Source organism: Ralstonia sp. 25C (genome assembly GCF_051904805.1).
GTDB lineage: Bacteria > Pseudomonadota > Gammaproteobacteria > Burkholderiales > Burkholderiaceae > Ralstonia.
This window is the reverse complement of the sequence record NZ_CP196737.1, coordinates 1841677-1862703: the sequence shown is the minus strand read 5'-3', so window position 1 is coordinate 1862703 and position 21027 is coordinate 1841677. Positions and strand designations below refer to the sequence as shown.

Annotated in this window: 20 protein-coding genes and 1 pseudogene; 8 read left to right on the top strand and 13 right to left on the bottom strand. The window is 64.4% G+C overall.

Annotated features, from left to right (window positions below):
* The 5 genes from pyk to gcl form a co-directional block, all read right to left on the bottom strand.
* Nucleotides 1-1479 (bottom strand): pyruvate kinase, encoded by a 1479-nt coding sequence (pyk, locus tag ACS7SF_RS08670; RefSeq protein ID WP_439892554.1) that lies wholly within the window; start codon nt 1477-1479, stop codon nt 1-3.
* Nucleotides 1480-1659: 180 nt separating this feature from the next.
* On the bottom strand, nt 1660-2979 hold the full coding sequence (locus ACS7SF_RS08665; RefSeq protein ID WP_439892553.1) for a glycerate kinase type-2 family protein: 1320 nt from the start codon (nt 2977-2979) through the stop codon (nt 1660-1662).
* 65 nt (nt 2980-3044) lie between these two features.
* Nucleotides 3045-3956: a 2-hydroxy-3-oxopropionate reductase gene (gene glxR, locus ACS7SF_RS08660; RefSeq protein ID WP_439892552.1), complete on the bottom strand. Its 912-nt coding sequence runs from the start codon at nt 3954-3956 to the stop codon at nt 3045-3047.
* 612 nt (nt 3957-4568) lie between these two features.
* Entirely contained in the window at nt 4569-5351 is a 783-nt protein-coding gene (hyi, locus tag ACS7SF_RS08655; RefSeq protein ID WP_439892551.1) for a hydroxypyruvate isomerase, read from the bottom strand.
* Between the two features lie 43 nt (nt 5352-5394).
* The gene (gcl, locus tag ACS7SF_RS08650; protein WP_439892550.1) at nt 5395-7170 is read right to left on the bottom strand and encodes a glyoxylate carboligase; all 1776 of its coding nucleotides are present in this window, start codon (nt 7168-7170) and stop codon (nt 5395-5397) included.
* A 349-nt stretch (nt 7171-7519) separates the two neighbouring features.
* On the opposite strand from gcl, the gene ACS7SF_RS08645 reads away from it, so the two are divergent.
* Complete coding sequence (locus tag ACS7SF_RS08645; protein ID WP_439892549.1) at nt 7520-8431, top strand: LysR family transcriptional regulator; 912 nt, start codon at nt 7520-7522, stop codon at nt 8429-8431.
* A gap of 6 nt (nt 8432-8437) precedes the next feature.
* Here ACS7SF_RS08645 and ACS7SF_RS08640 read toward each other — a convergent pair whose 3' ends face one another.
* The 4 genes from ACS7SF_RS08640 to ACS7SF_RS08625 all read right to left on the bottom strand — a co-directional run bounded on the left by ACS7SF_RS08640 (nt 8438) and on the right by ACS7SF_RS08625 (nt 11912).
* A complete protein-coding gene (locus ACS7SF_RS08640) occupies nt 8438-9124 on the bottom strand; it encodes a hypothetical protein (protein ID WP_439892548.1) in 687 nt (228 codons plus the stop codon).
* A gap of 113 nt (nt 9125-9237) precedes the next feature.
* Entirely contained in the window at nt 9238-9822 is a 585-nt protein-coding gene (locus ACS7SF_RS08635; protein WP_439892547.1) for an IMPACT family protein, read from the bottom strand.
* Nucleotides 9823-9828: 6 nt separating this feature from the next.
* A complete protein-coding gene (locus ACS7SF_RS08630) occupies nt 9829-10524 on the bottom strand; it encodes a GntR family transcriptional regulator (protein WP_366170762.1) in 696 nt (231 codons plus the stop codon).
* A 47-nt stretch (nt 10525-10571) separates the two neighbouring features.
* On the bottom strand, nt 10572-11912 hold the full coding sequence (locus ACS7SF_RS08625; protein WP_439892546.1) for a C4-dicarboxylate transporter DctA: 1341 nt from the start codon (nt 11910-11912) through the stop codon (nt 10572-10574).
* 334 nt (nt 11913-12246) lie between these two features.
* On the opposite strand from ACS7SF_RS08625, the gene alc reads away from it, so the two are divergent.
* From alc to arsC, 4 genes are all read left to right on the top strand, one after another.
* Nucleotides 12247-13257, top strand: a complete 1011-nt coding sequence (alc, locus tag ACS7SF_RS08620; protein ID WP_439892545.1) for an allantoicase — start codon at nt 12247-12249, stop codon at nt 13255-13257.
* Complete coding sequence (locus ACS7SF_RS08615; protein ID WP_439892544.1) at nt 13254-13793, top strand: ureidoglycolate lyase; 540 nt, start codon at nt 13254-13256, stop codon at nt 13791-13793. The genes alc and ACS7SF_RS08615 overlap by 4 nt, the downstream gene beginning before the upstream one ends.
* Before the next feature lie 94 nt (nt 13794-13887).
* Nucleotides 13888-15165 (top strand): M20/M25/M40 family metallo-hydrolase, encoded by a 1278-nt coding sequence (locus tag ACS7SF_RS08610; protein WP_439892543.1) that lies wholly within the window; start codon nt 13888-13890, stop codon nt 15163-15165.
* 161 nt (nt 15166-15326) lie between these two features.
* On the top strand, nt 15327-15677 hold the full coding sequence (gene arsC, locus ACS7SF_RS08605; protein ID WP_439892542.1) for an arsenate reductase (glutaredoxin): 351 nt from the start codon (nt 15327-15329) through the stop codon (nt 15675-15677).
* A gap of 129 nt (nt 15678-15806) precedes the next feature.
* On the opposite strand, the gene ACS7SF_RS08600 is transcribed toward arsC, so the two are convergent.
* The 3 genes from ACS7SF_RS08600 to ACS7SF_RS08590 form a co-directional block, all read right to left on the bottom strand.
* Nucleotides 15807-16070 carry a hypothetical protein gene (locus ACS7SF_RS08600; protein ID WP_439892541.1) on the bottom strand — a complete coding sequence of 88 codons (264 nt, stop codon included), beginning with the start codon at nt 16068-16070 and terminating at the stop codon, nt 15807-15809.
* A 302-nt stretch (nt 16071-16372) separates the two neighbouring features.
* A complete protein-coding gene (locus ACS7SF_RS08595) occupies nt 16373-17116 on the bottom strand; it encodes an exonuclease (RefSeq protein ID WP_439892540.1) in 744 nt (247 codons plus the stop codon).
* Nucleotides 17113-17769 carry an MBL fold metallo-hydrolase gene (locus ACS7SF_RS08590; protein WP_439892539.1) on the bottom strand — a complete coding sequence of 219 codons (657 nt, stop codon included), beginning with the start codon at nt 17767-17769 and terminating at the stop codon, nt 17113-17115. Before ACS7SF_RS08590 ends, ACS7SF_RS08595 begins: the two co-directional genes overlap by 4 nt.
* 200 nt (nt 17770-17969) lie before the next feature.
* Between ACS7SF_RS08590 and ACS7SF_RS08585 the strand changes: the two genes are divergently transcribed.
* Nucleotides 17970-18698, top strand: a complete 729-nt coding sequence (locus ACS7SF_RS08585) for a septal ring lytic transglycosylase RlpA family protein (RefSeq protein WP_439892538.1) — start codon at nt 17970-17972, stop codon at nt 18696-18698.
* 27 nt (nt 18699-18725) lie between these two features.
* Here the strand turns inward: ACS7SF_RS08585 and rsmI are convergent, their stop codons facing one another.
* A complete protein-coding gene (gene rsmI / locus ACS7SF_RS08580) occupies nt 18726-19628 on the bottom strand; it encodes a 16S rRNA (cytidine(1402)-2'-O)-methyltransferase (RefSeq protein WP_439892537.1) in 903 nt (300 codons plus the stop codon).
* Between the two features lie 35 nt (nt 19629-19663).
* On the opposite strand from rsmI, the pseudogene ACS7SF_RS08575 reads away from it, so the two are divergent.
* Together ACS7SF_RS08575 and ACS7SF_RS08570 are read left to right on the top strand one after the other, a co-directional pair.
* A pseudogene (locus tag ACS7SF_RS08575) lies at nt 19664-20061 on the top strand (YraN family protein).
* 62 nt (nt 20062-20123) lie between these two features.
* Nucleotides 20124-20936, top strand: a complete 813-nt coding sequence (locus tag ACS7SF_RS08570) for a BON domain-containing protein (protein ID WP_439892536.1) — start codon at nt 20124-20126, stop codon at nt 20934-20936.
* Nucleotides 20937-21027: the final 91 nt, after the last annotated feature.

The following is a 21027-nucleotide window of genomic DNA, read 5'->3' as shown; positions in this document are numbered from 1 at the left end:
TCAGACCGTTGCCGGTTCAGGCTGCAGCGTGGCGGTTTCCGTTTGTGCGCTCACCAGCGTCTGCGGCCAGATCTCCGCCAGGCGCAGCAGGTTGGTGGAGCCCGCCTGGCCAAACGGCATGCCCGCCGTAATGGCGATCTGATCGCCCGACACGGCAAAGCCTTCACGTGCAGCGGCACGGCACGCCGCATCCACCATCTCATCCACGCTCGTCACATCCGCGCTGACGGTGCTATGCACGCCCCACGCGATTGCCAGACGGCGTGCCGTGTCCAGACGCGGCGTGATGCTGACGATCGGCGCCAGCGGACGCTCGCGTGCGGCGCGCAGGCTCGTCTTGCCGCTTGACGTATAGGTGACTGTCGCCACTGCCCCCAGGATGTGCGTGACATCGCGCAGCGCGGCGCAGATTGCATCCTGGCGTGTCGGCAGGGGCGCCTGGTGCTGCGCGTCGATCAGATTGCGGTACAGCGGGTCGCGCTCGGTCTCAGCAATGATGCGGTTCATGATGCTGACCGCCGCCACCGGGTGCTTGCCGCTGGCCGATTCGGCCGAGAGCATCACGGCATCGGTGCCGTCGTACACGGCGGTGGCCACGTCGGACGCTTCCGCACGTGTCGGCACCGGGGATTCGATCATCGATTCCAGCATCTGCGTGGCCACGACCACCGGTTTGCCGTGCTGACGCGCAATGCGCAGGATGCGCTTCTGCACGCCGGGCACGCGCTCGGGCGGCAGCTCCACGCCCAGGTCGCCACGCGCCACCATCAGCGCGTCGGAGGCCTGCACGATGTCTTCCAGGTGCAGCAGCGCGGCAGGCTTCTCGATCTTGGAGAGCAGGCCGGCGCGGTCACCGATGATCTCGCGCGCGGCGATCACGTCTTCGGCGCGCTGCACGAATGACAGCGCGATCCAGTCCACACCCAGCGACAGTGCGAAGTCCAGGTCGCGCAGGTCCTTCTCGGTGAGGGCGGGGATGGGGATCACGGCGTCGGGCACGTTCACGCCCTTGCGGTCCGACAGCGGGCCGCCGTCGACCACACGGGTGACGATGGCGGTTGGGTCGGCGGCTTCCACGGCCAGGCGAATCTTGCCATCGTCGAGCAGTAGCGATTGGCCGGGCGCGGCCGCTGCGTACAGCTCGGGGTGCGGCAGGTGTACGCGGGTGACATCGCCCGGCGTCGGGTCGCGGTCGAGTACGAAGCGCTCACCGTTCTTGAGCACGACGCGGCCCTCGGCGAATGTGCCGATGCGTAGCTTCGGGCCTTGCATGTCAGCGAGGATGCCGATGGGGCGGCCGGTCTCGGCTTCGACTTCGCGCACGGTGTCGTAGCGCTTGCGGTGGTCGTCGTGCGAGCCGTGGCTGAAGTTCAGGCGGAAGACGTCTGCTCCTGCATCGAACAGGGCGCGGATGGTTTCCTTGTCGCTGCTGGCGGGGCCGAGGGTGGCGAGGATTTTGGTGTTGCGGAAGCGGCGCACTTTTTTTGCTCCGGTGGGGTTGTTTGGTTGGGCCTTGGTGGTCCACTCCCTTTCACCCCCTGCCGGGGGCGACTCACTTTCTTTGTCTTGCCAAAGAAAGTAAGCAAAGAAAGTGAGTCAGCCCCGGCAGGGGATGAAACAAGGGATGAACCAAAAACATCAACTCATCCCTCATCCAACTTACCCAGTAATCAAAATCGCCCGAAAATCATTCACATTGGTCCGAGTCGGCTTGGTGACAATCAAATCGCCAAGCGCATCAAAGAACCCATACCCATCGTTGTTGCCGAGCAGCTGCTTCGGCTTCAACCCAAGCGCCTCGGCACGGGCCAGGCTATCCGGCGAGAGCATCGCGCCAGCGTTGTCTTCCGAGCCATCGATACCATCGGTATCACAAGCAATCGCGTACACGCCCGGCAGGCCATCGAGCGCGACGCCCAGCGCGAGCAGGAACTCGGCATTACGACCGCCACGGCCCGTACCGCGCACCGTCACCGTCGTCTCACCGCCCGAGAGAATCACGCACGGTTTATTGAATGGCTGGTTGCGCGCCACGATCTGCCGCACGATGCCGGCATGCACTTCCGCCACATCGCGTGCCTCACCTTCGATGCTGTCCGACAGGATGTGCGCCTCATAACCGAGTGCGCGTGCCTGTGCAGCAGCAGCTTCCAGCGCGTCCTGCGCCGTCGCGATGACGTGATTGCGATGGCCTTCAAAGCGTGCATCACCAGGCTTGGGCGTTTCACCTGCGCCGGTTTCCAGATGACGGCGCACCGCTTCCGGCACGTCGATGCCGTACTTGCGGATCACGGCCAGAGCATCCGCACAGGTAGTCGCGTCGGGCAGCGTCGGGCCGCTGGCGATGAGCGTCGGATCATCGCCGGGAATATCGGAGATGAGCAGCGTCTCCACGCGCGCCGGTGCGCAGGCCAGTGCCAAACGCCCGCCCTTGATCGACGACAGGTGCTTGCGCACGCAGTTCATCTCGCCGATGCTCGCGCCGCTCTTGAGCAGTGCGCGGTTGACCGCCTGCTTGTCGGCCAGCGTCAGGCCTTCGGCCGGTGCGGCCAGCAGCGCCGACCCACCGCCCGAAATCAGGCACAGCACGAGGTCGTCTTCGGTCAGGTCTTCGAGCAAGCCGACCATGCGCTGCGCTGCGCGTTGACCGGCGGCGTCCGGCACGGGGTGCGAGGCTTCAACGACTTCGATGCGGCCGCTCGTACCGGGCGCACGGCCATGTTCATAACGCGTGACGACCAAGCCCGACAGTTCGCCTTGCCAATGTTGTTCAACCGCTTCCGCCATGGCAGCAGCGCCCTTGCCCGCGCCAATGACGATCGTGCGGCCGCGCGGCGGTTCGGGCAGATACGCAGGCAGGCATTGCGCAGCACTGACCGCAGCCACCGCGGTATCAAACAAACCGTGCAGCAGCGCGCGCGGCGATGGGGTCGGCAAGGCGGCACGCAAGGCGGCCTGGGCGGAGGAGTCGTTGTGCATGGCAGAAAGCATTGAGACGGCAAAAAGAACTGCCGCCACCCGAAGGCAGCGACAGTGCACACAACTTAGGCGATCTCGTGGTTCGACATGATCTCGATCGCGCGGCACAGCGCGGAGTGATCTTGCTTACCCAAACCGTTCGCGGCGCACGTGTTGAACAGCTCTTGCGCAGTCGCCGTGTTGGGCAATGCCACGCCCAAAGCCTTGGCACCTTGCAGGGCCAGGTTCAGATCCTTCTGGTGCAGTTCGATACGGAAGCCCGGGTCGAACGTGCGCTTGACCATGCGCTCGCCGTGCACTTCCAGAATGCGCGAGTTGGCGAAGCCGCCCATCAGCGCTTGGCGGACCTTTGCGGGGTCGGCGCCAGCCTTCGATGCAAACAGCAGGGCTTCCGACACGGCCTGGATGTTCAGCGCCACGATGATCTGGTTGGCCACCTTGGTGGTCTGGCCGTCGCCGTTGCCGCCCACCAGCGTGATGTTCTTGCCCATCAGTTGGAACAGCGGCAGCGCGCGGTCGAATGCAGCTTGTTCGCCGCCGACCATGATCGTCAGCGAGGCCGCCTTCGCGCCCACTTCGCCACCCGACACCGGAGCGTCGAGGTATTGCGCGCCAGTCTTGTTGATGCGTGCAGCGAAGTCCTTCGTCGCGATCGGCGAGATCGAGCTCATGTCGACCACGATCTTGTTGGCAGCCGCGTCCTTGCCTGCATCCTTCAGTGCCTTGGCGACGCCCTTCTCGCTGAACAGCACAGCCTCAACGTGCGGGGTGTCCGGCACCATGATGAAGATGATGTCGGCGCGCTTAGCGACTTCTTCTGCGCTCGTGCAGACCGTCACGCCGGCGTCCACCAGCGCGGCCGGAGCCGGGTTCACGTCGTGCACGAACAGCGTGTGCCCGGCTGCGCGCAGGTGACCTGCCATGGGGGCGCCCATGATGCCGAGGCCGATGAAACCGAGATTCAGTGCGTTTGCCATGGTGAGGGATCTCCTTGGTGTTAATGGTTTGTGCTGAATGGGCCTTGGTTGTCCACTCCCTTTCACCCCCTGCCGGGGGCGACTCACTTTCTTTGTCTTGCCAAAGAAAGTAAGCAAAGAAAGGCGCGCCCAAGATGGCGACACCCTCCTTGGATTTTCGTAACCGGGCGGAGACGGGGAAAACTCGCTGCGCTCAGACAGTTCCCCGTCTTTTTTCCGCCCGCTTACAAAAATCCAAGGCGCCATCTAGGGCAGAGGAAAAGCAAACCGTTGGTCTGCGTGCCCTAGTGGCTCTTGTGTTTGCTGCTACTTGGTCCTGCTTGTGTACTTCACTACTGCGGTTGTGCTGCGACGGTTTGGTCTTTGACTTTCCTGCCCTTGATGGCGCCTTGAATTTCTGTTGCAAGGAGGAAAAAGGAAGGGGAACTGTCTGAGCGCAGCGAGTTTTCCCCTTCCCCTCCTTGCGACATAAATTCAAGGGGAAGTCGCCATCTCGGGCGCGCATTTCTTTGCTTACTTTCTTTGGGCAAGACCAAAGAAAGTGAGTCAGCCCCGGCAGGGGATGAAACAGGGGATGGACCGCCCCGCCGGAACAAAGAGCGAACCAAAAAATCAAGCAACGTTGTGAGCAGCCCGCCAGCCCAGACCTTCAACAGTCCCAGCCTTAGGCTTGTACTCACACCCAATCCAGCCTTGGTAGCCAATCTCATCCAGCCACTTGAACAAGAACTGGTAGTTGATCTCGCCCGTGCCGGGTTCGTTACGACCAGGGTTGTCCGCCAACTGCACATGCTTGATCTTGTCCAGATGGCGCTTCAGCGTGTTCGCCACTTCGCCTTCCATCCGTTGCATGTGATAGATGTCGTACTGCACATACAGGTTGGACGCATCCACATCGTTGATCAGGTCCAGCGCCTGCTGCGTACGGCTCAGGTAGAAGCCCGGAATATCGAACGTGTTGATCGGCTCGATCAGCAGATCAATCTTCTCGGCCTTCAGTGCCTTCGCTGCAAACTTCAGGTTCTCCACCAGCGTCTTGCGCGCAGCGTCTTCGCTCACGCTTTCCGGGCGAATCCCCACCAGGCAGTTGAGCTGCTTCACGCCGAGCACCTTGGCGTACTTGATGGCTTCGCCCACGCCTTCCTGAAACTCACCCACGCGATCCGGCAGCACGGCGATACCGCGCTCGCCGCCGTCCCAGTTACCGGCCGGCAGGTTGTGCAGGACCAGGTCGAGCTGGAAGCGGTTCAGACGATCCGCAATCTGATCTGCGTGGAACGCATAGGGGAACAGGAACTCCACGCCGCGGAAGCCCGCACGCGCGGCGGCTTCAAAGCGATCGAGGAAGGCCTGCTCGTTGAAGAGCATGGTCAGGTTGGCTGCCAGCTTTGTCATGGTTTCTCCTGTTATCGGACGGTGAGGGAATAGCGCGCCGTCTTTATGCGGTGACGCCTTCGGCTTCCGTGAGGGTGTCTTCCAGGTCGAGCACTTCTTCAAACTCGACCACGTTGTCGATCTCGGTGCCCATGGCGATGTTCGTCACGCGCTCGAGGATCACTTCCACCATCACCGGCACCGAGAACTCGGCCATCAGCTTGCGAGCCTGTGCGAAGGCCGGTTCGATGTCTTCCGGCTTGAACACGCGGATCGCCTTGCAACCCAGGCCTTCCACGACCTTCACGTGGTCGACGCCGTAGCCGTTCAGCTCAGGGGCGTTGACGTTGTCGAAGGCGAGCTGGACGCAGTAGTCCATGTCGAAGTTGCGCTGTGCTTGGCGGATCAGGCCCAGGTACGAGTTGTTCACCACCACGTGGATGTACGGCACCTTGAACTGCGCGGCCACCGCCATTTCTTCGATCATGAACTGGAAGTCGTAGTCACCCGAGATGGCCACCACGTCGCTGTTGGGCGAGGCCACCTTCACGCCGATCGCGGCGGGAATCGTCCAGCCCAGCGGGCCGGCCTGGCCGCAGTTGATCCAGTGACGCGGCTGGTTGACCGACAGGAACTGCGCAGCAGCAATCTGCGACAGGCCGATCGTGCTCACGTAACGCACGTCGCGCGGGAAGTACTGGTTCATCTCGCGGTACACGCGCTGCGGCTTGACCGGCACGTTGTCGAAGTCCGAGCGACGCAGCATCGTGCGCTTGCGCTTCTGCACGTCGGCGTTCCACGACTTGCGGCACGGCAGCTTGCCGGCGGCCTTCAGCTCGCGGGCGACTTCAATGAACTTCTCCAGCGCGGCGCCAGCGTCCGACACGATGCCCAGGTCCGGACCGAACACGCGGCCGATCTGGGTCGGTTCGATATCAACGTGGATGAACTTGCGGCCCTTCGTGTAGACGTCGACGCTGCCCGTGTGACGGTTGGCCCAGCGGTTGCCGATACCGAACACGAAGTCCGATGCCAGCAGCGTGGCGTTGCCGTAGCGGTGCGACGTTTGCAGACCGACCATGCCGGCGTTGAGCGGGTGGTCATCGGCCAGCACGCCCCAGCCCATCAGGGTCGGGACCACGGGCACGTTCACCAGCTCGGCAAACTCGACCATCAGCTTGGCCGCATCGGCGTTGATCACGCCGCCGCCGCACACCAGCAGCGGGCGCTCGGCCTGGCACAGCATCTCGATGGCGCGCTCAGCCTGGGCACGCGTAGCCGCGGGCTTGTAGACCGGCATCGGGCTGTAGGTGTCGATGTCGAATTCGATCTCAGCGACTTGCACGTCGAACGGCAGATCGATCAGCACGGGGCCCGGGCGGCCCGAGCGCATCAGGTGGAACGCTTGCTGGAACACGCGCGGCACCAGCGCCGGCTCGCGCACGGTGACGGCCCACTTGGTGACCGGCTTAGCAATCGACTCGATGTCGACGGCCTGGAAGTCTTCCTTGTACAGGCGGGCGCGCGGCGCTTGGCCGGTGATGCAGAGGATGGGAATCGAATCCGCCCAGGCCGAGTACAGGCCGGTGATCATGTCCGTGCCCGCCGGGCCCGAGGTGCCGATGCACACGCCGATGTTGCCGGGTTCGGCACGGGTGTAGCCCTCGGCCATGTGCGAGGCGCCTTCAACGTGGCGGGCCAGCACGTGGTCAATGTTGCCGGCCTTGCGCAGGGCCGAGTACAACGGGTTGATGGCGGCACCAGGCACGCCGAAGGCGGTGGTGATGCCTTCTTTTTCCATCACCGCAACGGCGGCATCGATCGCTCTCATCTTCGGCATGGGTGTCTCCAAGAAGGGGGGGGAAGGTGGGAATCCGTTGGGGCTGATCCTATTCCCGCATGCCGATGCCGATAAACGCAGCTTTCGTCAGTTGATTGCGAACCTCACATATCGAATGAGTTTGCGTGCCGCAGCAATCCGCGGTCTCGAAGGCGGCGCAGAAGCCGCGTGGATATGCCATCGAAGGGCGATTTGGTGCGGCGCGAAAAAACCGCCATGCAACGAAGCATCGATCACATCACTCCGCGTTATTTCAGTCATTCGTCACAGGTGAGTTGCGCTGGATAGCGGCAATCCGCGTACTGAATCCTCCCTACACTGTTCCGACATTGCTGACTGGAATGATGGAATGGACAAGCTCAAGCAGATCGAGGCGTTCATCGCCGTGGTGGAGCACGGCAGCATGGCCGCCGCTGCGCTCACGCAGGACGTGACGCCGGTGATGATTGGCCGGCGCATCAACGCGCTGGAGGCCCGCCTGGGCGTGAAGCTGCTGCACCGGTCCACGCGCCGCATTGCCGTGACGGAGCAGGGCGCGGTGTTCATGGAACAGTGCAAGAAGGCACTGGGCGAACTGGACCGCGCCGAGCTGCTGGTGGCCGAAGGCCGCCACAAGGCGACGGGCCACCTGATTGTGTCCGCGCCGGCTGCGTTTGGCCGCAAGCACGTCGCGCCGCATGCACCGGACTTCCTGCGTGCCAACCCGGACGTGCGCATCTCGTTCAACCTGACCGACCGCGTGGTCGACCTCGTGCGCGAGGGCTACGACGTGGGCATCCGCATCGGCGGGGCGATCGACCCGAACTTCGTGGCGATCCGCCTGGCGTCGAACAAACGCGTGGTGTGCGGCACGCCCGCGTACTTTGCCAAGCACGGCGTGCCACGCACGCTGGACGATCTGGCCAAGCACAACTGCCTAGCCTTCAACCTGCAGGGTGGTCAACAGCGCGGCTGGTACTTCCAGCAGAACGGCAAGGCCGTCACCGTGAAGGTGAACGGCAACCTCGATTGCAACGACGGTGAATTGCTGCACCGCTGGATGGGCGAAGGCCTGGGCCTCGGCTGGCGTTCCACATGGGAGATCCAGCCCGAGCTGGAATCCGGTGCGCTGATGACGGTGCTCGACGACTACGCGCTGCCCGACTACGACATCCTCGCCGTGTACCCGCAGCAGCGGCCGGTACCAGCGAAGATCCGCTTCTTTATCGAGCACCTCAAGACGGTGTTTGCGCAACCGGGGTATTGGTCGCGCGTGGGCTGAGCCGGTTTACCGCTTGGGGTCGGGCATCGGGTGGGGCAGCGTGTCCTTGGCCTCGACAAGGGTCAACTCGTAGTCGACCCAGGATTTGGCGAGGCTGCCGGCGCCATCACCTTGATCACGCAAGCGGAGAAAGCGCGCCTTGGCCGCGTCGAACTTGCCCAGGCGGCGCTCCAGTTCGCCGGCCACCAGCTGGAACGTCAGCACGTTGTCGAGATTGATATCCGGTTGTGCGAGCAGTGCTTCCAACGCGGCCAGCGTTTCGGCCGCGTATTGCTTGTACTGCGCTTCGCCTTGCGCTTCCCAGGTGGCTTGCAGCAGCGTGTAGGCGACCTCGTCCGCTGGCCGGTCCAGCTTGCGCTGGAGTTGCGCGGCCAGGTAGTAGTTGGTGTGCTTGTCCTTGAGCGCCACGTACTCCGGCGAGTTGACGTAAAGCGTCAGCTTTGCCAGGTTTGCGTCGGACAGATGATGCGAGAACATCACGAAGCCATTGGACGGACACTTTGGCAGAGGCGTGGGGGCTGCGATTGCACCGTACGGCCGCAGATCCAGTTCACGCCCCAAGATCGTGCCGGACATGGCCTGCTGGGCGTGGAACCGCTCTTTGCCGATGGGACAGACGAATTCGGTATCCCGCATCGTCATGGCGTTCGCCATGATGGGAAGGGCCAGCACGAGGCCGAGAGCAAGGCGCATAGAGAATTCCTGCGTGATGAAAAGGCGCAATTGAAGCACAGCCGTGTGATGGCGATGTGATCGTCTGCGCGGCGCGACAGCCGGCCCGAATCGGGCCGAACCCCGGGCCGAACTCAGCGCACCACGATGCGGCCTTGCGTCAGATCCCGCAGCGTGTCCCGCGCTACAGCCTCGTCCGTCACAGGCAGCCGCACGGTCAGCGTGACGCCCGCATCGTAGGCGGCATCGAGCAGCGCATAGCCGTGGTCGTCGATCCACCGCCGGATGCGCGCCTCATCAGCGTAGTCGGTGGCGAGGGTGAGGGTGGTGTTGGCGATGCGCTCCACGCGTTCGGCTTGTGTGAGCGCAGTGGCGATGGCATCGGTGTAGGCGCGTACGAGGCCGCCCGCGCCGAGCTTCACGCCGCCGAAGTAGCGCACGACCACGCCCAAAGTGCTGTCGAGGTCGTGATGGCGCAGCACTTCCAGAATCGGTCGGCCGGCCGTGCCAGAGGGCTCGCCATCGTCCGACATGCCGGACTGGCCGCCGGCCAGCAGTGCCCAGCAGACGTGCGTGGCCGTCGGGTGCTCCGCGCGCAGGCGGGCGACGACGTCCATGGCGGCAGCCCGGTCTTCGACCGGCACAGCCAATCCGATAAAGCGGCTTTTCTTGATGTCGAGCTCGGCCGAGACCGGCGCGCGCAGTGTGTACGTCGCCACGCGTGCTCAGGCGAGGAGGGCAGCCACGAGGTCCGTCGCGCGGCCACCCGGCGATTCGAACTTGAGCGAGCTCTCGGTGTGCGCCATGTGCTCTTCCATGAGCGCGATGGCGCCTTCCACGTCACCACGCTTGGCGGCTTCCAGAAACGCGGTGTGCTCGTCGGAGGAGCGCACTGCGTCATACGTGGACTGATACAGCATCGTGATGACCGAGCTACGCGCAGACAGCTCGCGCAGCATCTCCTTGAGCACGCTGTTGCCAACCACATCGGCCATCAACAGGTGGAAATCGGCCATCAGGCGATTGCGGCGCGGCACGTCGGCGACGTTGCCACTGGCGGCTACCTTGTGCTCTTCCGCCAGGTGCTTCTCGAGCCGCGCATAGTCGGCCGGCGTGGCCTTGGCGATGAACTCGCGCGCCAGCGCCACCTCCAGCACGCGGCGCACCGCAAATACCTCGCGCGCCTCGGTCTCGTCCGGCTTGGCCACGAAGGCGCCGCGGTCCGGCTCCATGCGGATCAGCTTGTCCTTGGCCAGCATCAGCAGCGCCGCGCGGATCTTCGTGCGGCTGACGCCGTACACCTTCGCCAGCGCCTCTTCGCGCAGCTTGGTGCCCGGCGGCAGACGGTGCGCGACGATCGCCTGGGCGATGTCGTCGGCAATGCCTTCGGAGGAGATGTCGGCGGCGGTGGTTTCAGTCATGGGGCCAATTTTACCGCCGTCCAGGAACGGGAAAACAAAGGGCCGCCTCAGGCATGCGGCAGCGTGTGGGCGGCCGATGCGGCCATCCCCTGGCCGTGGGCAATCGCTTCGCCTTCTTCCGTGATGTCGATCTTGCCGTCCAGCACCGCGTTGGCACGCACGCGATCGATGTCCTTCTCCCACGCGGCGATCACCACAGTGGCGACGCAGTTGCCGATCAGGTTGCCCAGCGCGCGGGCAATGCCGATGAACCAGTCGACGGAGAGCACCAGCACCAAGCCGATGGCCGGAATGGCCGGAATCACCGACAGCGTGGCCGCCAGGATCACGATGGCCGAACCCGGAATGCCGTGCGCACCCTTGGAGGTCACCAGCGCCACACCCAGGATCAGCAGCAAGTCTTGGAACGCCAGCGGCGTGTTGGTCGCCTGGGCGATGAAGACGGCCGCGAGCGTCAGGTAGATCGAGAAGGCATCGAGGTTGAACGAGTAGCCGGTCGGGATGACGAGACCCACCACCGAGCGCTTGATGCCCATCTTCTCGAGCTTGTTCATGATGGACGGCAGCACCGCATCGGACGATGCCGTGCCCAGCACCACCAGCAACTCGGCGCGCAGGAAGCGGATCAGCTTGAAAATGTTGAAACCCGCCAGCTTCAGGATGCCGCCCAGCACCACCACCACGAAGATCGCCACCGCCGCATAGAACAGCAGCACCAGGAAGCCCAACTGCTTGAGTGAACCCGCGCCGTACTTGCCCACCGTGAAGGCCACCGCGCCCAGCACGCCCAGCGGCGCCAGGCGGATGATCACGGCCATCATGCGAAACAGCACGTGCGAGAGCTGATCGATGAACGAGACCAGCGGCTTGGTACGCTCACCCAGCAGCGACAGCGAGCAGCCAAACAAGATCGACACGAGCAGCACCTGCAGGATGTCGCCCTTCACAAAGCCGCTCACGAACGTATCCGGAATCAGCTTGAGGAAGAACGCGGCCACGCCGGTCGATTCCACTTGCTTGGCCGTCGTCATGTACGACGCCATGGCGGCCGGGTCGAGCGATTTCGGGTCCACATTCATGCCGTGCCCGGGCCCGAACACGTAGGCCAGCCCGATGCCCAGCGCCAGCGCAATCGTCGTGACGATCTCGAAGTAGATGACGGCCTTGCCGCCCACGCGCCCAACCTTCTTCAGCTCACCCGCACCGCAAATCCCCACCACCACCACCGAGAACACGATCGGCGCAATCAGCATCTTGATGAGCTTCAGAAAGCCGTCGCCGAGCGGTTGCAGTTTCTGCGCAAATTCAGGCGCCCAGATGCCCAGCGCGATGCCTACCGCCAGGGCAATCAAAACCTGCCCAAACAAGGGGCGCGTAAAGCGTTGCATGGTGAATCCTCCTTTGGATTTCAAATGTCATGAGCCTCCTCGTTCGTCTATCGCGATTGTCGGAAAAGCCCTGTCACGCTCGCTGAGTTGCAACAAATTGTTGTCGCGAATTGTTGAGCGGTGACGGCATCATAGGCGATACATTTTTTGTATGCAATTCTTGAATTCACGTGCTAGGATCGGTCCATGCAGTCCTGCGAAGCCTTGTGCTTCCGCCCTCTACGCTGCACTTCCCGGCGTTCCCATCGCCACAGTTTCGACTGTTCTGACGCGCTGCTTTGTTCGATGGGCCTGCCGTATAACATCCAGAGACAAATACCAAGGAGCTTTTCCCATGGCGCTGCCTACGCTCGATCCGAACGCCCCAGAATTCACCCGCCGTTACCCGAACTTGGCCGACCCACGCCTGGGCGCCGAAGCCCTGTTCGCGACCGACGAATTCTTCGCACCGAAAGACCGCATGCTCAACCCCGAGCCGGCGGTGTTCATCCCGGGCAAGTACGACGATCACGGCAAGTGGATGGACGGCTGGGAAACGCGCCGTCGCCGCAACGGCGGTTATGACCACTGCATCGTCAAGCTGGCCCGTTCGGGCGTTATCAAGGGCGTGGATATCGACACCAGCCACTTCACGGGCAACTTCCCGCCGGCCGCGTCCATTGAAGCCGCCTACCTGCCGGATGGCGAGCCGACCGATGCCACGCAGTGGACCGAAATCGTTCCGTCGACCACGCTGCAAGGCAACAGCCACGCTTACGTGGCCGTCACCAACACGGGCGCCTATACGCACCTGCGCGTGAACATCTTCCCGGACGGCGGCATCGCACGCCTGCGCGTGTATGGCCAGCCGCAAGTCGACTGGAAGGGCGCAGACCGCACCAAGCTGTTCGACCTGGCCGCCATGGAAAACGGCGCCTACGTGGTCGAAGCCAACAACGAACACTTCGGGCCGGCCTCGCGCATGCTGATGCCGGGCCGCGGCGTGAACATGGGCGACGGCTGGGAAACGCGCCGCCGCCGCGAGCCGGGCAACGACTGGTGCGTGATCGCCCTGGCGCACCCGGGCCGCATCCGCAAGATCGAAGTGGACACTGCGCACTTCAAGGGCAACTTTGCCGACCGCGTGTCCATCCAGGCCGCGCGCGTGGTGGGCGGCACGGACAGCTCGCTGAAGACGCAAGCGATGTTCTGGCAGACGCTGCTGCCCGAGCAAAAGCTGCAGATGGATCTGCAGCACTACTACGAAGCCGAAATCGCCGACCTGGGCCTCGTTACCCACGTGCGTTTCAACATGTTCCCGGATGGCGGCGTGTCGCGTCTGCGCCTGTGGGGAGTGCTTGAATGAGTGAAGACACCGCAGTGGTTGCCACCCCCCGTATTGCGCTGACCATCGAGCCGCTCACGCGCGAAGCCTTCGCCCCGTTTGGCGACGTGATCGAGCTGGAGGGGTGCAAGCAGTTCCCCATCAACCAGGGCACGACCACGCGCTTTCACGATCTCGCCAACGTGGATGTGGGCGAGGGCGGCCGAGCGCTGATCAACCTGTTCCGTGGCCAGCCGCGCGCGCTGCCGTTCGAGGTGAAGATGCTGGAGCGCCACCCGCGTGGCAGCCAGGCGTTCATTCCGCTGAACGACAAGCCGTACCTCGTGGTGGTGGCGCCGCCCGGTGAGCTGGACCCGACCAAGCTGCGCGCGTTTGTCTCGCGCGGCTGGCAGGGCGTGAACTACGCGCGCGGCGTGTGGCACCACCCGCTGCTGGCGCTGGGCGAGGTGAGCGACTTCATCGTCGTTGACCGTGGTGGCGAAGGCCATAACTGCGATGAGCAGGACTTGCCCGAATCGGTGTGGTTGACCGAAGCGGCCATGCAAGTGGCCAAGTAACCCGACACTTCATCGGTGCGAACTCTGGGCCCCCGCACAACGGGGGCTCAGTCACTTTCGAACCCCCTCCAACAACAACCCGGGAGACATCGACATGACACAGGCTCAACTCACCACCGCCGGCATCGACGCAGACATCCGCGCGTTTGTCGCGGCCGCGCATCCCCAACAAATCGCGTTTCTGCGCGAGCTGGTGAAGGTGCCGTCGGACAACCCGTCCGGCGACTGCGCCCCGCACGCCGCGCGCGCCAAGGCGTTGCTGGAAGCGCTGGGCCTGACGGTCGAGGCGCACGTCGTACCGGAAGCGCAGGTGCGCGCCGTCGGCATGGTCAGCGCCACGAACCTGATCGTGCGCCACACCTTCGGCAGCGGCGGCCCGACGGTCGCCATGAACGCCCACGGTGATGTGGTTCCGCCCGGCCTGGGCTGGACGCATGACCCCTACGGCGGCGAGATCGTCGAGACCGAACACGGCCCGACCATGTACGGCCGCGGCGTGGCGGTCTCCAAGTCGGATTTCGCTACGTACACGTGGGCGCTGCTTGCGCTGATGGAGGCTGAGAAGCGTGGCGCCAAGCTCAACGGCACCGTTGAACTGCACTTCACGTACGACGAAGAAACCGGCGGTGACATCGGCCCCAAGTGGCTGCTGGACCAGGGCCTGAGCAAACCGGACTACGCCATCTCAGCGGGCTTTGCATATGGCATCACCTCGGCGCACAACGGTTGCCTGCACGTGCAGGTGACGGTGCGCGGCAAGCAGGCGCACGCTGCCATGCCGCATACCGGTATCGATGCCATTGAAGCGGCCACGCACATCCTCCACGCCGTGTATGCGTATCGCGCGGAACTGGCGACGCGCAAATCCGCCGTGTCGGGCATTGACCATGCGACGCTGAATGTCGGCTTGATCCAGGGCGGCATCAACACCAACGTGGTGCCCGATCTGGTGACCTTCCGTATCGACCGCCGGATGATTCCCGAAGAAGCTGGGCGCGATGCCGAAGGCGAACTGCGTGCCGTGATCGAACGCGCCGCCGCCGAAAGGCCGGGCATTGCCGTGTCGGTCGAGCGCATTCTGCTGGCCGAGCCGCTGGCCGAATTGCCAGGTGTGCAAACGCTGATCGGCGCACTGCGTCGCAACGCGTTGGCTGTGTTTGGCGGCGAGGTGCCTGTGCACGGCGTGCCGCTGTATACCGATGCCCGGCATTACACGGCGAAGGGCGTGCCCACGGTGCTGTATGGCGCCGGCCCGCGCACCTTGATGGAAGCACGCGGCCACAACACCGACGAGAACTTGCGCCTCAACGATCTGCACGGTGCCACGGTGGTGGTGGGCTGTGCCGTTGCGGAGTTGCTCGGCGGCGCTTGATCATCGCCGTTGCGTTGTGGATTGGGCTGGCGTTTGCCAGCCCTTTTGCTTTGGGGCGTCAGGGTGAACCTCGACGAATCCCCTCTTAGCGAGAGGCGAAATCCTCCACCACACCAACCCATTAAGATGGCACCCCCAAGCACCCGTCAGCCATCTCGACCATGCAGATCTATCACAACCCCCGCTGCTCCAAATCGCGCACCGCGCTTGAACAGGCTGAGGCCTTTGCCGAAAAGCAGGGCGAATCGCTCGAAGTCATCGAGTACCTGAAGACCCCGCCCACGCTGGCCGAGTTGAAGACCCTCGCCAAGCAGCTCGACACCCCGTTGCGCAGCCTCGTGCGTGAAAACGAAGACGAATACGCGCAACTCAACCTGGCCGCCGCCTCGGATGACGCGCTGCTCAAGGCGATTGCCGAGCACCCGAAGCTGCTGCAGCGCCCGGTGCTCGTGCGCGATGGCAAGGCCACCATCGGCCGGTCGCCCGAAGCGCTCGATGCGTTCCTGAAGTAACGCAAAAGGCCGCCGCCCCCAAAAGTTGAACGGCCTGCCGATTTCCATCGGACAGGCCGTTCAGGGTTGGCCGTGTCGCCTTGCGCGAGGGCCGGGGCTGCGTCCGTCAAGACGCGCACGGGCACTGGTCTATTCCAGGCCCATCAATCGGGCCATTTCTGACCCGAATCCGATTGCCAGCAGGGCGGCAAGCACCACTGCCAGCGCCACCGCAGTCGACACCACGGTGACTTTCATCACTTCCGCGTCGTCGCTCTCGCTGCTGTGCGGACGATGCAACTGCGCGCGCATGCTCAGCGGGACAGCCTTCGCGGATGATTTGCGATGCCAATGCAAGCGCTCCGTCATCGCTCGCAAGTGTTGCGTATCAAACGCGTCACGGGAAAAGCGCATCGCAGTACCTCCCGTCGTTGGCTAGCGAATAGCCGACGCCGGCACGCACCGGCGTCGGGGGTACGTGCGGCCCGAAAACGATACGGCAAGCAAATGGCGTATGCGAGTGGCTTTGCTTGTCGGCGCCGGGTGGCGCAGTCGTCTGGTCGCCTCGCACAAGCCCAGCGTAGACGCGGGTTTGCAGTGCCGCAAGTTGCGTTGCGTCATGGTGCGCGGATCACGCGGGCAAGACGCAAACGGTGTGCGGCTCTTCGCGAAATGCGTGATGCCTTCGACGCCCCACCAGACGTCCAATCCGGCGCTCAATCCTGAGCGGTTTGGTCGGACACTTGTGCGGCGCGCGCGGCGGCCTGTTGCGCTTCGCGCTCAGTTGCCCGTTTATGCAACTCAGCGAGCATGTTGCAGAAGAGGGCGCCTTGCTCCTTTGCATCATCCAGGGCGATGTGCGTGTGGGGCAGCGGGTCGTGCCATTGCGCAGGGAAGGCCGCCTTGACGTTGCGTCGATACGGCAAGCCCGTCAGCGCAAAAGCCAGCGTCTTGATGTCGAGCGCCGCCCAGCCAAACGGCGAGCGCCCGGCAAACCGCATCATGTACCAGAACATGAACGTGAAATCGAACCCCGCCGGAAACGCCACGAACACCGGCTTGCCCGGCAGGCTCTCGACCCATTCCACGTAGCGCGGCAGGGCCACTTCCGGGGCTTCGAGGTTGCTGCGGCACGCGGCCCAGGCCTCGGGCTGGGTTTGCCACCATTGCATCTGGACCGGGTGGCCCTCTGCGCCGGGCAGCGTTTCCAGGTTCGCTTCAAAGGTGCCGACGAGGGTCTTGTCCGCCAGATACGCCGCGCTCGCAAAGCTCAGCATCGAATGCGGGCCAGGGATGGGGCCATCGGCTTCGACATCGGTGCTGACGTAGATTTCGGGCCGTGTGTCCGGCGGCTGGTTACCGCGTTTGCGGCGCGGTTTGTCTGCCGGTGCGGGCGCGGCAGGCGCGGTGTCGGCGAAAGGGTCGTCGCTGTCGCTCGTATCGCTGGGGATGTCGCTCATGATGTGCCTTCGTTGGCGAACAGACGATCGGCAACGTACGGGTTGGTCGCGCGCTCATCGCCAAAGGTGGACACCGGGCCATGCCCCGGCACAAACGTGACATCGTCGCCGAGCGGCCACAGCTTAGTGCGGATCGCGTGGATCAAGTCTGCATGGTTGCCACGCGGGAAATCGGTGCGGCCGATCGAGCCGGCAAACAGCACATCGCCGACGATCGCCACGCGGTCTTCCGGGCTGAAGAAGACGACGTGGCCGGGCGTATGGCCGGGGCAGTGAAAGACCTGCAGCGTGCGGCCGGCAGCCTCCACGGTATCGCCGTCTTCCAGCCACCGGTCGGGCACGAAGGCCTTGGCCGGCGGAAAGCCGAAGCGCTGGCTTTGCGTCGGTAGTTGGTCGATCCAGAACGCTTCATCCTTCTGCGGCCCCTCGATCGGCACGCCGAGCTGCGTGCGCAGCGCATCGGCGGCGGCGCAGTGGTCGACATGGCCATGCGTGAGGAGGATTTTTTCGATGCGCGCGCCATGTTGCTCAGCAGCCGCCAAGATGCGATCGATATCGCCACCCGGATCGGTGACGGCAGCCGCGCCATCGTCGCCGATCAGCAGCGTGCAGTTCTGTTCAAACGGCGTAACGGGAATGACGACGACTTTCATGTGATGTTTCGCGCATGTATCGCGTAAGAGGGGATGGGCAATTGTATCGGCCCGAGCCCGCGCCAGCATTGGATTCGCGGGGCGCGCGGTTACATCGGAAAGAAAATATTACAAAAATGACGCGAGATGCCCGCATGATGCGGTCGTTTTAATAGGAAATGTAAATAGTCGCCGGAATCTTGCGTGGTAGACTCGCGCCCATGCCAAAGTTGACCCACCCGTTCTCCCGCCTGCCGGCTGGCCGCACGCTGCGTGCCTGGCTGACGCACGGCACCGCGCTGCTGGTGCTGGCGGGCTGTGCCGCCGTCCCCGGCGAGCCGCCCACGACGGGGCACACTGGCCCGCAGGCCAACAAGCCCGCCGCACCCACCGCCAAGCTGGCCGACCCGCGCGACAACCCCGATGCCTGGGGCACGCTGTCGTTTCGCGGCGTGCCGGAATCCAGCGGCCTGAAGCTCGAAGATGCCAATACCGAACCCGGCCTGCGCGCTGATCTCGGCACGTTCGAGCAGCGTGGCGTGGCCTCGTGGTACGGGCGTGGGTTCCATGGCCGCCGCACCGCCAGCGGCGAGCGCTTCGATATGAATGCCTTCACGGTGGCGCACCCGTCGCTGCCGCTGCAGAGCTGGGTGCTGGTGCGCAACCTGTCCAACGACCGCGTGGTCGTCGCCAAGGTGACGGATCGCGGCCCGTACCACGGCAAGCGCATCCTCGATATGTCGTTTGCCGCCGCCAAGCGGCTCGACTTCGTCAAACGTGGCTCCACGCAGGTGGAGATTCGCCGACTGTCGCGCGCGGAAGTCGAAGCCCTGCGCCCGGAACTCACGCAAACGGATCTCGCCAGCAATGACGGCGACGCCGATGTGGGTGCCGACGAACCGGCACCGGTCAAGAAAGCCGTCAAGCATCGCGCGAAACGCCGCCGTTAATTTGGCGGCGGCTGACGCGCGTCAGTGTCAGTCCTTCCCTTCGTTCTTCAGTGCCAGCGCGCTTTGATACAGCGCGTCGACCGGCGCCCCGGTAATCGCCCCGGCCAGCTTGGCCGCCCGCTTGGCTGGCAACTCGGCCAACAGCAGGCGGAGGACTTGATCCGCCGCCATGGCGGTCGGCGCCGCGTCCTGCGCACCCGCGCCTTCCACCACCAGCACAAACTCGCCCTTGGCGTGCGTTGCATCGGCAGCCAGCCAAGCAGGCGCCTCGGCGGCCGGCAACACGACGATTTGCTCAAACAGCTTGGTCAGCTCGCGGCCGATCAGGATGCGCCGCGCGGGCAGGTGCTCGGCCAGCGCGGCGAGTGTGGCGTCAATGCGATGCGGCGCTTCGTACAGCACCCACGCCGGCCCATGTGCGGCCCACTGGCGGATGGCGGTGTCGCGCGCGCCCGCTTTGGTGGGCAGAAAGCCGGCAAAGGTGAATTGCCCATCGGACGTCGCGAGCAGCTCGCCCGCTGCGGAGAGCGCCGTCACCACCGCGCTCGCGCCCGGCAGCGGGATCACCCGATGGCCCGCCGCACGCACGGCCTCGACAATGCGCGCGCCCGGGTCCGACACGCCCGGCGTGCCGGCATCGGACACATAGGCGATGCGCTCGCCCTGCGCCAGACGCGCGACGATGCGCTCAGCGGCTTCGCGCTCGTTGTGTTCGTGCGCCGCCAGCATCGGTCGAGACAGGCCCAGGCGATTGAGCAACTGCCCGGTGTTGCGCGTGTCTTCGCAAGCCACGGCGTTGACCAGGCCAAGCACGCGGCGCGCGCGCAGGGACACGTCGGCGGCGTTCCCGATGGGGGTGGCCACCACATATAATGCGCCGGCGGGATAGTGCTGGTCGTGCGCCAGCAGGGTCCAGTCAGGATCACTCACGAGAACTTCTCTTAGTCAGTCGGTTCAAACCGCCAATGCACGCGCCGCAGCCCGTACCTCCCCAGCCCACCACCACCGCCGCCACTGGCGAGGCCGGTGAAGACCGCGCGCTGCGGTATCTGCAGGCACGTGGGTTGGGTCTGGTCAGCCGCAATTATCGCTGCAAGGGCGGCGAGATCGATCTGGTGATGCGCGATGCGGCCGGCGTGCTGGTGTTACCATTGAGGTGCGTGCCCGCGTGGCGCGCTCCACGCAACGCTTCGGTGGTGCCGCCGCCAGTGTCACGCCCGCCAAGCAGCGCCGCCTGATTGCCGCGGCCGAAGATTTTCTCGCACGGCAGGCCGACGACGTGCCTGCCTGCCGTTTTGACGTCATCGCCATCGACGGCAACCGCATCGAATGGATGCGCGATGCCTTCGGTGTCGAAGCATGAGCTTGGCATGAGCGCGGCATGAACCTCGCTCTTCTTTCTTCCGGACTTCATTCAAGGACAGCATGAAACTCTCGTCGCCACCGTCTGCCCGCTTCCGTCACACGATCAAGCGCACCGTTGTGCTGGCCGCCCTGGCTGGTATCACCGCTACGCAGTTGACCGCGTGCTTCCCGCTGTTTGCCGGCGCCGTGGCCGGCGGTGTGGCACTGGCCACCGACCGTCGCCCGACCGCCACGCAGACCATCGACCGCGGCTTGCAGATGGAAGCCGAAAACACGCTGATCTCGCGCTACGACGGTCGCGCGCACGTCAACGTGACGGTCTACAACCGCAAGGTGCTGCTGACCGGCGAGGCCGGCACCGAGCAGACCAAGCAGGAGATCGGCCAGTACGCGCAGAAACTGCAGAACGCGCGTGAGGTGGTCAACGAGATCGTGGTGACGCCGATGTCGAGCACGTTCGGCTCGCGCACCAACGACACCTACATCACCACCAAGGTGAAGAGCGTGCTGGCCGGCACGGAGGGCGTGCCCTGGAACTCCATCAAGGTGACGACCGAAGCGCAGACCGTCTTCCTGATGGGCGTGGTGACCGAGGCCGAAGGCAACAAGGCCACCGAGGCCGTGCGTACCGTGGGCGGCGTGAACAAGGTGGTGAAGGTGTTCGACTACGTGAGCGAAGACGAGCGCAAGCGCTTGGATACGAACGCCACGTCAACCAATCCGTCGACCGCGCCCGATGCATCGCAGGGCACGCCGGTGCAAGGTACGCCGACAGCCACGCAAGCACCGGCGCCCGTGACCTCGGCATCGCCGGGGGTGACGGTGTCACCGACGACCTCGCCAGCGCTGCCGCCGGGCAAGCAACTGCCCTGAGCCAGGGGCACAACAACGCAAAGAACGCAGCCACCGCGCTGCGTTTTTTGTTGGCCGCACGCATCACACACAGGCACATGGCAAGCGGTGC

Excerpts from the sequence above, each read along its gene's own strand:
- ACS7SF_RS08625 (WP_439892546.1), bottom strand. The coding sequence starts at position 11,912 with ATGCAACGCTTTACGCGCCCCTTGTTTGGGCAGGTTTTGATTGCCCTG.
- ACS7SF_RS08595 (WP_439892540.1), bottom strand. The coding sequence starts at position 17,116 with ATGAGCGACATCCCCAGCGATACGAGCGACAGCGACGACCCTTTCGCC.
- ACS7SF_RS08590 (WP_439892539.1), bottom strand. The coding sequence starts at position 17,769 with ATGAAAGTCGTCGTCATTCCCGTTACGCCGTTTGAACAGAACTGCACG.
- arsC (WP_439892542.1), top strand. The coding sequence starts at position 15,327 with ATGCAGATCTATCACAACCCCCGCTGCTCCAAATCGCGCACCGCGCTT.
- ACS7SF_RS08645 (WP_439892549.1), top strand. The coding sequence starts at position 7,520 with ATGGACAAGCTCAAGCAGATCGAGGCGTTCATCGCCGTGGTGGAGCAC.
- ACS7SF_RS08640 (WP_439892548.1), bottom strand. The coding sequence starts at position 9,124 with ATGCGCCTTGCTCTCGGCCTCGTGCTGGCCCTTCCCATCATGGCGAAC.
- hyi (WP_439892551.1), bottom strand. The coding sequence starts at position 5,351 with ATGACAAAGCTGGCAGCCAACCTGACCATGCTCTTCAACGAGCAGGCC.
- ACS7SF_RS08615 (WP_439892544.1), top strand. The coding sequence starts at position 13,254 with ATGAGTGAAGACACCGCAGTGGTTGCCACCCCCCGTATTGCGCTGACC.
- ACS7SF_RS08665 (WP_439892553.1), bottom strand. The coding sequence starts at position 2,979 with ATGCACAACGACTCCTCCGCCCAGGCCGCCTTGCGTGCCGCCTTGCCG.
- ACS7SF_RS08585 (WP_439892538.1), top strand. The coding sequence starts at position 17,970 with ATGCCAAAGTTGACCCACCCGTTCTCCCGCCTGCCGGCTGGCCGCACG.
- glxR (WP_439892552.1), bottom strand. The coding sequence starts at position 3,956 with ATGGCAAACGCACTGAATCTCGGTTTCATCGGCCTCGGCATCATGGGC.
- ACS7SF_RS08610 (WP_439892543.1), top strand. The coding sequence starts at position 13,888 with ATGACACAGGCTCAACTCACCACCGCCGGCATCGACGCAGACATCCGC.
- alc (WP_439892545.1), top strand. The coding sequence starts at position 12,247 with ATGGCGCTGCCTACGCTCGATCCGAACGCCCCAGAATTCACCCGCCGT.
- ACS7SF_RS08630 (WP_366170762.1), bottom strand. The coding sequence starts at position 10,524 with ATGACTGAAACCACCGCCGCCGACATCTCCTCCGAAGGCATTGCCGAC.
- ACS7SF_RS08570 (WP_439892536.1), top strand. The coding sequence starts at position 20,124 with ATGAAACTCTCGTCGCCACCGTCTGCCCGCTTCCGTCACACGATCAAG.
- ACS7SF_RS08600 (WP_439892541.1), bottom strand. The coding sequence starts at position 16,070 with ATGCGCTTTTCCCGTGACGCGTTTGATACGCAACACTTGCGAGCGATG.
- gcl (WP_439892550.1), bottom strand. The coding sequence starts at position 7,170 with ATGCCGAAGATGAGAGCGATCGATGCCGCCGTTGCGGTGATGGAAAAA.